The 12,579-nt window shown below is 64.3% G+C and carries 7 protein-coding genes; 4 read left to right on the top strand and 3 right to left on the bottom strand.

Annotated elements, in window-relative coordinates; translation table 11 throughout:
• Positions 1–40: 40 nt before the first annotated feature.
• Entirely contained in the window at positions 41–2,974 is a 2,934-nt protein-coding gene (locus ACGFK1_RS01190; RefSeq protein ID WP_393424367.1) for an RND family transporter, read from the bottom strand.
• Positions 2,975–3,266: 292 nt separating this feature from the next.
• On the opposite strand from ACGFK1_RS01190, the gene ACGFK1_RS01195 reads away from it, so the two are divergent.
• The 3 genes from ACGFK1_RS01195 (at position 3,267) to ACGFK1_RS01205 (ending at position 8,072) form a co-directional block, all read left to right on the top strand.
• Positions 3,267–4,721, top strand: a complete 1,455-nt coding sequence (locus ACGFK1_RS01195) for a condensation domain-containing protein (protein WP_393424370.1) — start codon at positions 3,267–3,269, stop codon at positions 4,719–4,721.
• Between the two features lie 30 nt (positions 4,722–4,751).
• Positions 4,752–6,089: a hypothetical protein gene (locus ACGFK1_RS01200; RefSeq protein WP_393424373.1), complete on the top strand. Its 1,338-nt coding sequence runs from the start codon at positions 4,752–4,754 to the stop codon at positions 6,087–6,089.
• A gap of 237 nt (positions 6,090–6,326) precedes the next feature.
• Positions 6,327–8,072 (top strand): cellulase family glycosylhydrolase, encoded by a 1,746-nt coding sequence (locus ACGFK1_RS01205; RefSeq protein WP_393424376.1) that lies wholly within the window; start codon positions 6,327–6,329, stop codon positions 8,070–8,072.
• A 115-nt stretch (positions 8,073–8,187) separates the two neighbouring features.
• Here ACGFK1_RS01205 and ACGFK1_RS01210 read toward each other — a convergent pair whose 3' ends face one another.
• The gene (locus ACGFK1_RS01210; protein ID WP_393424379.1) at positions 8,188–9,720 is read right to left on the bottom strand and encodes a PE-PPE domain-containing protein; all 1,533 of its coding nucleotides are present in this window, start codon (positions 9,718–9,720) and stop codon (positions 8,188–8,190) included.
• Positions 9,721–9,824: 104 nt separating this feature from the next.
• Positions 9,825–11,330, bottom strand: coding sequence for a flavin-containing monooxygenase (locus ACGFK1_RS01215; RefSeq protein WP_393424381.1), 1,506 nt, complete (start codon positions 11,328–11,330; stop codon positions 9,825–9,827).
• Between the two features lie 79 nt (positions 11,331–11,409).
• Here ACGFK1_RS01215 and ACGFK1_RS01220 point away from each other — a divergent pair, with 79 nt between their 5' ends.
• Positions 11,410–12,573 carry an LLM class flavin-dependent oxidoreductase gene (locus ACGFK1_RS01220; protein ID WP_393424384.1) on the top strand — a complete coding sequence of 388 codons (1,164 nt, stop codon included), beginning with the start codon at positions 11,410–11,412 and terminating at the stop codon, positions 12,571–12,573.
• Positions 12,574–12,579: the final 6 nt, after the last annotated feature.

The following is a 12,579-nucleotide window of genomic DNA, read 5'->3' on the forward strand; positions in this document are numbered from 1 at the left end:
AATCAAGACTTCTGATCGCACGCAACTCGTCGCGGTGTGGCTATCCGGCCGTAGCCTTGCGTGACCTCGTCGGCCACCAGTTCGCCCGACCGATCATCGCGGCCAGTGCGGGCACCGTGATGGTGCGCACCACGAAGGTGTCGATCAGCAGACCGGCGCCGATGATGAAGCCGATCTGCAACATCGTGGAGACGCTGCCGAACATCAGCCCGAACATCGAGGCCGCGAAGATGATGCCCGCCGAGGTGATCACGCCCCCGGTCGAATGCACGGCCCGGATGATCCCGGAGCGGATGCCGTTGCGGGACTCCTCACGGATGCGGCTGATCAGCAGCAGGTTGTAGTCCGCGCCGACCGCGACCAACACGATGAAGGCGGTGGCGGGCACATTCCAGTAGATGTGCTGATGGCAGATGAATTGGAAGAACGCCACGCCTAGACCCAACGCCGACAGATACGAGACCACCACTGAGGCAATGAGATACAGCGGTGCGACGATCGCGCGCAGCAGAGCGACCAGGATCAGGAAGACGACCACCAGAGTCAAAACGATGATCAGCCGAAGGTCATGGTCGTAGTAGCTGCGGATCGCACTGTACATCGGCGTGGTGCCGACCATCGAGATCGTCGCATCGGACAGCGCCGTGTTCGGCTGGGCTCCCCGTGCCGTATCGAGAATCGTCTGCGTCTGGTCCATGGCGTCGGTGCTGAACGGATCGAACTTCGTCTCGACCATGTAGCGGGCGGAATGACCGTCCGGCGAGATGAACACCTTCGCGGCGTTCTTGAAGTCGTTCGTCGTCAGCACCTGCGGCGGAACGTACATGCCCGACATGGACGGCGACGAGGCGTCGTGCTTGATCGACAGCAGCAGACCGGCCGCCTGATTCAGGCCGCCACCCATCTTCTTGGTCTGGTCGACGAGCACCTGAACGCCCTGGGCCAACTGCGCACTGCCATTGGCCAATGCGTCGGCGCCCTGTTGCATCTGAGCGATCTTGGCCTGGGCGCCCGCAGGACTGCTGATCCCGGCGGACCGCAGGCTGCTGCCCGCCGACTGCATCGTCGAGCTCAGCCGCTGCACCGAAGACAGCATGCTCTGTGCCGATGCGCCGTCGTAACCCGTTGAAGCCAGTTGCGCCAGCTTCGCGCGGCCCTCGCTGCAGACCGGATCGGCGTCGCATTGAGGGTTGTTGTTCAGCGCGGCCAGCATGGCAGACGCGGAGTCGGCCACCCCGGCCATCGTCTGCTGATCGCCGCTGTTCGCATAGGCGCGAATGGTGTTCAGCATCTGGGCCGTTTGAGGTCCGTCCAGCTGATCCTGCACCTGGCCGAGAGTCGCGGTCATCGACGCCATAGACCTGCTGGCGCCGTTGACCTGATCGCGAACCTGGGCGAGGCTGCTGGCCAATTGCTGAGCGCCGCCGCTGAGCTTGTCGAGATCGCCTGTCTTGTCGGAGATCTGCGATGACGCATCCTTGAGTTTCGAGCCGACCTCGCCGGCTTGATAACTGACCTTGGTCTGCTCGATGGGTTGGCCGGTGGGGCGGGTGACACCGCGCACCGCCGCGACGTTGGGCAGCTGGGCCACCCGCTGCGCCATCTGCTCCATATCGGCCAGCGCCCGCGGATTCCTCAGGTCGTGCGGCGAATGGATGTAGATGTACTCCGGCAGCAACGCGCTCGTCGAAAAGTGGTCTGCCATCGCCGCGTAACCCTGATTGCTCTCGGCAGACCCGGGTAGCTGCATGCGGTCGTTGTACGTCGGGTTCATGAACAGTGCGCATGCCCCCAGTGCGATCAAGATGGTCAGGCTCACGATCAGATGCGCCTTCGGCTTGCGGACGATCTGAATCGCCGAGCGCTGCCACAGCCGGTCGGTGAGCGGTCGCCGCGGTGCGATCCATCCGCGCCTGCCCGCCAGCACCAGCACGGCGGGTAGCAACGTGACGGCGGCAAGGAAGGCCACCGCAATCGAAACCGCCAGCGCCGGACCCACACTCGTGAACGCGGGAAGTTGGGTGAAGATCATGCCGAGGAACGTGACGGCCACCGTGGCCGCGGACGCGCCGATCACCTTGCCGATCGAGGTGAGCGCTTTCTGCACGGCCTGGTCGGAGGCCATGCCGGACCTGATGTACTCGTGGTAACGGCTGATCAGAAAGACCGCGTAATCCGTTCCGGCTCCGACGATCATCGCTGTCATCAACACGATCGTCAGGGCCGACACACTCATTCCGACTCGGGTCAGCGCGGAGACCAACCCTTGGGCCGATGCGACGGAAATCCCGATGGTGATCAGCGGAAGCAGCACGGTGACGGGACGCCGGTAGATCACCAGCAGGATCAGCAACACCAGTGCGGCCGTGGCGATCTCGATGACGTGCATATCGTGGGCGGTGACGATCGACAGGTCACCGATGACTGCTGCCGACCCTGTCACGTGGGTGGTCAGGTCGGAGCCGGCGGTGGCTTGTCTGACCATCTGCGTGAGCCGTTGATATGCGGCCGAGGACTCGGGCGATCCTGGCGGCGCCTTCAGTGTCACCGCCATGTAGAACGCTTGGTTGTCCTTGCTGACCATCAACTGCCGCAATGGGGGAGTGCTGATGAAATCCTGCACAGCGGACACATCGGTGGTGTCACTGCGCAGTTTGTCCGCCACTGCACGGTAGGTGCTGTTGTCCGAGGGCGTCAGGCCGTGCTCGTTGGTCATCACCACCACGAGGATGTTCTGCGCCGACTCATGAAAATCCTTGGCCATCTGATCGGTGGCCGCCATCGCCTGCGGCGGCAGCGGCTGAATCGTCTGGTTTTCGACGACCTTGGTCAGCGCGGGGAAGGTCATGAACAACACGACGACCAAGGCAATCCATGCAGTGATGACCAACCACGGCGCGCGCACCACGGCGCGGCCCAGCAGCGAGAAGATGTCGAAATTCTTCGCGGTTTCGGGGGTGGCTTTCTGTAACACGGGCGGGTCCCTTTTTTGAGTTTCGTATTGCGGGCACCGCTGAAGTTACGGCCGCGTTTTTGCCGTGGCGCGCTTGTGCGCACTACCCGCCTAAGCGGCGATTCGACGGCTTTTGCGCGTTGTGCTCAGGCAGAGGCGGGGGCGAATCGCCAGGTCAGGCGGTGAGAACATTGCGTAAAACCGGTTGAATCGCTCACTTCGACGACTAGTGCGCACAACCGAGCCATTCCGCCGACAGCGCCATAACTTCGGTCGCATCGAGTTTCCGTCACCGACTAAAAGGAGCTGTGAAATGGTCGCACTCGGACCCATTTATTCGTGGCAGCCGGCACCCGGCGTGGTTACCACGTGGACCGCATCGCAGGCCGCGCGGGACAGCGCCGCCATGGCAAGCAGGAGTGATCTGCCTCCGAGCTTCCAGCAGGCTCAGCACCTGCGCGGTGCGTTCTACGGCAAGGCGCTCGGGCGGCAGTTACCCCGGTTGATGGTGGTGGCGTGGGATATCCCCGGCGTGTGCGACATCGCGTTGATGACCGAAGCGATCAATACCCACCTGCGGCGTCACAACACCTACCACAGCACGTTCGAGTTCGAGAACGGCAACATCGTTCGGCGAACGATCGACGACCCCAGTCAAATCGAATTCCTGCCAGTGTCGTTCGGCGAGATGGATCCCGAACGGATTCGCAGCCATGCCCTCTCGACCACCCCTGAGACCCTGCAATGGGACTGCTTCAGCTTCGGCGTCGTCCAGAGCGCCGACCACTTCACGTTCTACGCCAGCGTCGACCATCTGCACATCGACGGCATGTCCGCGGGCCTGATCTTCGTCGACATCCACTTGATGTACCAGAACCTGTCGCAGGGCCAGACGGTCACGCTGCCCCAGGTCGGCGGATACGCCGACTACACCGCCCGTCAGCGCGAACACGTCAGCGGCATGACCATGTCGTCGCCGGAGATCAAGGACTGGATCGAGTTCGCCGAGGACACCGATGGTGACTGGCCGAGCTTTCCGCTCGAGTTGGGCGACACATGGGCAAGCAACAAGGGCGACTTCGTCACCGTTGAGTTGTTGAACGAGGACGACACGGAGGCGTTTGACACCGCATGCCGCGAGGCCGGCGCCAGGTTCTCTGGTGGCGTGTTGGCCTGTGCGGCGTTGGCCGAGAATCAACTGACCGGCAACACCACCTATCACGGATTCACTCCGTCGGATACCCGCACCGCCGATGTCGACACCATGAGCGTCGGGTGGTTCGCCAGCCTCTTCCCGGTCACCGTGCCCATCGGTGACGGCGCGTTCGCCGGAATTGCTCGCGCAGCACAGAATTCGTTCAACGCGGGAAAGTACCTGGCGAAGGTGCCGTTCGAACGTGTTCTGGAGCTGGCGCCGGTGGACCAACTGGGAATCAAGCTGCCCACCAAGCCAGCAATGATGGTGTCGTTTCTCGATTTTCGGAAGATTCCCGTCGCCGAACTGTGGGAGCAGACCGGTTACGGAATCTACGGTGACAACCTCTCCCATGGCGGGATCAACATGTGGATCAACCGGCATGCCGCACGTACCACGGTGACGATCTCGTTCCCGGACAACCCCGTTGCGCGCAAATCGGTGCACCGCTACATCGCGGCGCTGAGCAAGGCCTTCGCCGACGTCGCCAAGATCACAGCCGACTGGATCGAAGAACTGGCCCACCACGCCAATTCCAGCAAGTCGTGCGCCGTGTGCGCCGGCAGCCGGTGACGGAAAACGACGAATCCGAAGGGAACGAAAATGACCAACATCCTCGACCTGTCCGACCAGGCGCTGTTTCACTGCGAGCGGGCCACGGGAACCACCAGCGTGATCCAGTGCATCTGGGTTTACGACCGGCCGATCGACGTCGATGGCCTGCGCCGCTTCCACGATCATCTGCAGCGGGGAAGGCTGGCACGTCGCATCGAACGTTCGCCGCTGCCTTTCGGCCGCCATCGCTGGGTGATGGGTACCGGCTCGACCACCATCGAGTTCAGCCAAACACCCCGGCCGCGAGAAGAATTCGATGCCTGGCTCGCGGAGCAGGCTCACTCACCGGTCGACGCCGAGCAGGGCCCCGGGTGGCACCTCGCGGTTCTGCCGTTCACAGATGGCGGAACAGGGGTGAGCCTGGTTGTCGCCCATTCGCTCATCGACGGGATGGGACTGGCGATGGCGTTGGCCGAGGCGACCTCCGGTCTGGATAACGCGATGAGGTGGCCTTCTGCGAAGTCACGTCGGCGCTGGCGCGCCGTGCGTGAGGATGCCCGCCAGGCCGCGCGCGACCTTCCCGCCGTCGGTCGAGCCACCCGCGCGGCGCTCCGCATGGCACGGCGTCAACGCGGTGGTGGCGGCACCCCGAAACGTTTCGCGGGTGCCGATGAACGAATCACACTGCCCAGCGTGACGGCCTTCATCGATGCCGGTGAATGGCATGCCTGCGCCAAGGCGCTCGGCGGTACCAGCAATGCCCTGCTCGCCGGCGTGGCCGCGCACGCCGCCCAGCAGATGGGTCGAGTCGCCGACGGCGCCGTGCTGTTGTCGATTCCGGTCAACGAGCGAACCGAAGGCGACGCCCGCGCCAACGCGGTGACCAATGTCGATGTCTCGGTCGAACCGACCAACGCGACCGCAGATCTGCGCGGGATCCGCGCCGCCATCAAACAAGCGCTGATCAGCCACAACTCCGCCCCCGACGAGCGAATGGCGCTGTTGCCGATGGTGCCACTAGTGCCCAAACGCCTGATGAGAAGGATGGTCAGCGTCGCCACCGGCAATGCCGCCGGTGTGGTGTCGTCGCACCTCGGCGCGGTTCCTTCGGAGGTGACCCGACCTGACGGCACCGACGCGGACTACTGCTCGGCGCGGTCCGTCTACCGGGGGATGACCAGGGCGACCATGCAACGCACGGCTGGCGTCCTTGGATTCATCCTGGGCCAGGTCAACGGCAAGGTGGGCATCTCGGTACTGTCTTACCAGCCGGGCGGCGTGAATACGGATGTCGAACTGCGGCAGACACTTTCGCGCACCTTCGCCGCCTTCTCGCTCAATGCGTCGATGCAGTGGGAAACTCCTGCACTGGTGGCACACCGGTGAGCACGTCGGGTGCCGAAACTGTATTCCGGCACGGAAAGCGCGAGTAGCGGCCTGCCGGAATACAGTTTCGCGACCGGGCCTGTGTCCCCGCGACGTTGTTTGCGTAGTCAAGCTCAGCACATACGACACACCGCCCGCATCCGTCACAAGCGCGGTCTTGTCCGTCAAGATCATGTCAGAGCAAAGACTGGGTGATTCTTGACTCCGCTTCGCGCGGACCGACCTCAAGGGTGGACCGTGGGCCTGAGCAGACGTCGCGGCTACCGCCGAGCTTTTCTGACCACGACGATGGCGGTGATCGTCGGAGTGGTGTGCACCACCACGATCAGCAAGGACTTGGTGCACAACCGGCCACGCGACGTGTTCGTCACCGCTACAGCGACCATCAACCCGGCAGCGACGACAACCGCGATCGCCGATTCCGACGTGTGGGGACTGGACCAAGCGGGCGTCGACAAGACGATGGACATGATCAAGGCGACCAACGTCTCCGCGGTGCGGCTGATGATTCCCTGGGCAGCTGTCGAAACCAGCACAGGCACGCTGAATTGGAGCAGCATCGACAAAACGGTGAACTCGGCCGCCTCGCGCAACATCGCGGTCGTCGGCATGGTCAATGCGACGCCGCGGTGGGCGGTGGTGAGCGGCGGCCAATACCTCAGCTCGCGGCCGTCGTCGGCGGCCGCATATGCCGATTTCGTGGCGAAGTTCGTGGCGCGCTACGCCGGCAAGATCGCGGCCGTCGAGATCTGGAATGAGCCGAACTCGGTGACGTTTTGGACACCGACGCCGGATCCGGCGGCGTACACCGAACTGCTGAAGGCCGCCTACCCGAAGGTCAAGGCGGTCGATCCGTCGATCGTCGTGATCAGCGCCGGGCTCGGAGCCATTCAGAGCTTCGGGTCGCTCACGATCAACCCGGTCGCGTACCTGACACAGATGTACGCGGCGGGCGCCGGACCCTACTTCGACGCGCTGTCTTTCCATCCCTACCTCTACACGCTGAAGTTCTCCGGCGGGGTCGGCAAGGCGAACTCACCGGTGCAGCAGCTGATGGATTTGCGGAAAGTCATGATCGCCAACGGCAATGAGAACAAGAAGATCTGGGCGACGGAGTATGGCCAGCCATCGGCCAGCGGCGGCGAGGCCAGAGAGAACGAGTACATCGCCGACATCCTGTTGAAGTGGCAGGAGCTGCCCTATACCGGTCCGATGTTCATCTACACCACCAGGGACCGCGCGAGCCTGGGCAACCAGTCGACTTTCGGCATCTATCGGACCGATTGGACGCCGAAGACCGCGGTGCAGACCGTGCGAGCGGCCGCGTCGGGTGCCATCGCGAAATCGGCGGAATTCCAGCAGTTCTCGACGGTCAGCGATCCGGCGCTCGGCACGGTGCTGTCGCCGGTGTACAAGACGACCGACGGCAACTGGGCACAGGTGCGGACGGTAAGCACCGTCTTCCAGGCCAGCAGCGGGTTCGTCAGCTCACCGAATCCCGTTGCCGATAAGGCAGGCAGCTACTTGCTGTCGCCGACCACGCAATTCGCCAACGGTTACCAGGACTTCAACAAGTCCACCGGATTGCGCGTCTGGTACTCGGAAGCGACAGGTGCGCATTCCGCTGCCGGTCACACCGCGAAGGTGTGGGTACCCGAGCTGGGGTTGGCCACCAGTGACGAAACCGGCGGCCCAACGGGCACATACACGACCTTCCAATACGGCAAGATCACCTGGAACCCGCTGACCGGCACGAAGATCATCTGGGCGGACGGCCACGGCCCTGGCACAACACCGACATCCACCACGGCGACCACGACTACCACCCCCCCGACGACGGCTACCACTGTTCCGACCACCACGGCGCCTCCGGTCACGACCACAGCGCCTCCCATCACCACGACACCGAAACCGGTGGGCAACCCGATCGTCGCGGTGTTGACCTTGCTGAGCGGCCTGCTGGGGTCGCTCGGCGGACGATGACGACCTGTTGGACCTGTAGACACAAAGCGGCGGAAGTCGTGAAAGCCCTTGACCTGCATAGTATTTAGCGCGAGCGGCAATTCGCACCGAGCTCGCGCAACACGACGTGTGGCCGTCAGGCGGCGTTGGGTGTCGATTCCTGTGAGCTGGGCTCGTTCGGTGTGGCGCCAGCCGGATCCGACGACGTCGGCGTCTTCGGTGTGTGCTTCTTGGGACTGAACCCTTTGACCGACTCGGTCAGTTGCGTCAGCGGATTCTTCTTCTTCGGCGGCGTGGCCTTGCCGGGAGTACCCGATGTGCTCTTGTTGCCATCCTTGGGGAGTTCTGCGAGCGTCGGCTCTGGGTCCGACACCGTGGACGCCGGCGGTTCGGTCGTCGACGTCTCCGAGTCGGGTGCCTTCTGTTCCTCCTTCTGTTCCTCTTTGGGGTCGTTGCCCACCAACGACGGCTGCTCCTCTTGGGGCATCGACTTCGCGTTGATCGACGGCGAACTGGTGGGAGCCACCGGTGTTGGGATCGCGGTTGGCAGCGATGCGACCCCGCCGACCAGGTTGGTCGCGCCTTGGCCGAGTGCACCCGGCACTCCGACGACGGCCTCGAGCACCTTGCCCGGCGGTGTGATCAACGAGAACTGAACGTGCTTTTCGGGATTCAGGTTCTGGCGGTCGGTGTAACCCATGTCGACGATCAGCCGGACCAGCGGCTCGATGGCACCGAGCACCGGTTCGGTGAGCGGCGTCAACTGCGCCATGGCCGCGACCTGCCGCAGCGGCGCGAACAGTGGGAGATGCTCGGCCCGGACGAACACATAGGTGTCCTCAACCTCTTCGCCCTCTTCGCCGTTCACGGAGTGCCTGACCGTCTTTATCAAGACATTCGGATCGTTGGAATCGCGGTTGATGGGGTCGTAGTCGACCGGGTCGTAGTACGCGTCCGGGTGCACGTAGAAGACAGCGACAAGACTGTTCGCCAATGACAGCGGGTTGAAGTAGGCGGGGAAGTCGGCGTATGGGTCGTACTCGTTCGTCACATACTGGGTGTCGTACGGCGACGCCGCTGCCGGGCCGTTGGACGTGATCAGGAACGGGATCCCCCATCCGGCTGGGAACCGTGCGGCGAGACCGCCGTTGGGCAGATTCGGCGACGCGATCATGACGAATTGCAAATTGTCTGTTGACGGTGCGCCCGGGTCAGAGGGGTCAACGGTTCGGCGTACCCTCTCGGCGACGAGCGAGCCCTCCGAGTAGCCGACGACCAGCAGGAACTGTGGAACGTTGTTTTCGTCGAGGCGATTGTCCGCGATCGCCTGCGCCAGCGCCGGCACACCGGCATTCACGCTGTTGTCGATGTCGTATCCGGCCGGGTACTGCACACCCACATAGCGCGGAAACTCAGTGCCGAACGGGACGACGTTCCCCTGCAACTTGTTGGGGATGTTGACCGCGGCCGGGTCGCCGCGACCGCCGACACCGATGGTGGCCGCCGCGAGTTCGACCTGGGGACTGTCCGGGGTGGTGTTCGTCGCATGGCCGAACGTCAGCGCTGCCGACAGTGCGACGGCAGTCGAGCCGACAAGAATCAGCGATGGCGACTGCCGATGCCGATCGGTCGAACGTCGACGCCAATCGGCGTTCCGGTGCTTTGCCACGACCTACTCCTCCCCGTCGCCGCAAATGAGCCGCGCGCGTCGAACGCTATCGCATGACCTTGATCTCGGCGAACAAAACTTCCGGACACGGCTCGCCGTCCCGTTTAGCTGGCGGTGTTCCCGACGCTTAGCTCAGCTGCGAGAAGTGACCAGTATCGTCGTTCCCGCTCTGTCAGCTGCGTTGACGTGACCGCACCGAACGCAGCGGCGTCCCGCGCGAACCGGGCAGGCGCGTCGGCAAGCGCATCTGGGCCCTCGAGCCGGAAGCTGCTCGGTGCCAGCGGGCCGAACAGCAGGGCGCGGCGCAGTTGCGGCCAGTTCTGAAGGCTCGGCTCGACACCGGCCGCCCGCGCAAAGGTGGCCGCGGCCAGGTTCATCCGAGTTTTCTGCGACTGCCCGCGCCGCGCGCGATACGACGCGACCGCGGCGCGCTGTGCGGTGTCGCCGGGCGCGGGCACGACGCCGCCCCACACGTATGCGATCCACCTCGCCTGCAATTCAAGCGGGACGAAGTAGCCACCCGATTGGTCCCACATGCCGAGGAAGGCGAGGCCGGGCAGGTCGGGATGAAAGGTGTGACGGTCCGCGTCCAGGTGAACGGTGTCGAGGTCGACGACCGCGCGGATCTCGTCGCTCAAGAAGGGCAGGTGCAGACGGAACCCGGTGCCGAACACGATTCCGTCGAACTCCTCGACCGCGCCGTCGGCGAACGTCACGGTGGTGTTCGAGACGCTCGTCAACCACGGCCGGACACTGATCCTGCCCTCGGCCACCAGCGGCAGGTAATGCTGGCTGAGGGTGACGCCCGCGGTGAACAGCGACGGGTCCGGCGCGGGCGCTCCGTACTGCTCCGGGCTGCCGCCGGCCTCGACGACTATCTCCTTCAGTTGCCGGTCGACCTCCGCCGGCGGCAGATGTTCGGCCGCCAAGGTGCCAAACCGGGTGAAGATCCGGTGATCCGACGGGACACCTGAGGCGAACTTCGGCAGCACGTACCGCTGCCGTCGCTGGGTGAGGACGACGCGGGCGGCGCCGACGTGGGCCAGTTCGGCCGCGATCTCCAGCGCGCTGATCGCGCCTCCGGCGATGAGCACGCGCTTACCGGCGAACATTTCGCTACCGCGGTACTGGTATGTGGACGTGACGCCTGCCGAGCCGGTGAACGTGTCAACACCGGAAACCGGTGGGATTGAAGGGGTTTGGAACCTGCCCGTCGCCACCACCACCCGGTCGTAGCGCTCGGTCACGCCTGCCGCCCGTACCAGCCAGCCTGCATCGGTTCTGCTGAGCAACTCGACGCGGGCGCCGCACCGAATGCGCGGCATGAGGCCGAACATCTCCGCGTACCGATGCAGGTAAGCCAATACGTCACGGCATGAGGGAAAGACGACGTCGGTCGAGGGCTCGAGGTCGCTGAAGGCTGTCAGTACGCGACTGGTGTTGGTGTGCATCGTCGGCCACACGCCGCTGTGGCCCGGCAGCCCGCTCCATTGTCCGCCCAAACTCGGAGCCTGTTCGAAGACCGTCGGCTCGAATCCCTGCGACAGCAACCAGCGCGCGGTCACCAGTCCGCCCGGGCCGGCCCCGATGACGGCAACGCTTCCCGCCATCCGCGAACTGTCCCACATGAAGTGCCGACACCGTGCGAAAGTGGGTCTGATCGAGAAGATTCGCCCAAGGAGGCGCGCAATGCCCAGGCTGAGGTTCGGATACTTCATCGCACCGTTTCATCGTGCGGGCACCAATCCGACGCTGGCGCTTCAGCGTGATCTCGATTTCGCCGAGCATCTCGACGCACTGGGCTTCGACGAGGTCTGGTACGGCGAACATCACTCGGCGGGCAGTGAAATCATCAGCTCACCCGAGATATTCATTGCCGCCGCGGCTCAACGGGCGAAGCGAATCCGCTTCGGCACCGGCGTGATCTCGCTTGCGTACCACAACCCGCTCTGGGTCGCCGATCGGTTGATGCTGCTCGATCACCTGACCCACGGCCGCGTGATCGGGGGCATGGGCCCGGGCTCGTTACCCAGCGACAGCGCGATGATCGGCCTCACGCCGACCGACACCCGCGAACTGCTCGAGACCAACCTCGACATCGTCGTGCGCCTGCTGGCCGGCGAGGCCGTGTCGGCGAAGACTCCCACCCACGAATTGATCGACGCGCGCTTGCAACTGGCGCCGTATTCGGACGGCGGCATTCCGTTGGCAGTGGCCGCGGTCGCGTCGCCGACGGGCGCTCGGCTGGCGGGCAAGCACGGTATCGGCCTGCTGTCGATCGGTGCCACGCTCGTCGTCGAGGGTTTCGACGCGCTCGCGTTTCACTGGGGGATCGTCGAAGAGCGGGCCGCGACGTTCGGCACTCAGGTCGACCGGAACAACTGGACTTTGGTCGGGCCCATGCACATCGCCGAGACCGAGGAGCAGGCCCGGGCCGACGTGCGGTTCGGGATCGAGCCGTGGTTCCGGTATTTCCAGAAGGTCGCGGCCTTCCCGCAGATGACGATCCCAGGCGATCAGGTCGACGAGATGATCAACATCATCAACGACGCGGGCGCAGGCGTCATCGGCACACCCGACCAAGCGCGCGCACAGGTCCAGCGACTGTGGGATCAATCGGGCGGCTTCGGCTGCTTCCTGCAGATGGGCCACGAATGGGCGAACCCGGCCGCGACGAGGCGGTCCGCCGAACTGTTCGCCGCCGAAGTGATGCCGCACTTTCAGGGGCAGGCGCAACCGACGGTGGACGCCGCGGCGCGCGCCAGCGAGGTGCGCGACGACCTTGCCCAGACCCAGCTTCAGGCGATCGACCACATGACCAAGAAGTACCAGGACGAAGTCGACTCGAAGTGATCTCGC

The organism is Mycobacterium sp. NPDC048908 (assembly GCF_043197955.1).
Taxonomy (GTDB): Bacteria; Actinomycetota; Actinomycetes; order Mycobacteriales; family Mycobacteriaceae; genus Mycobacterium.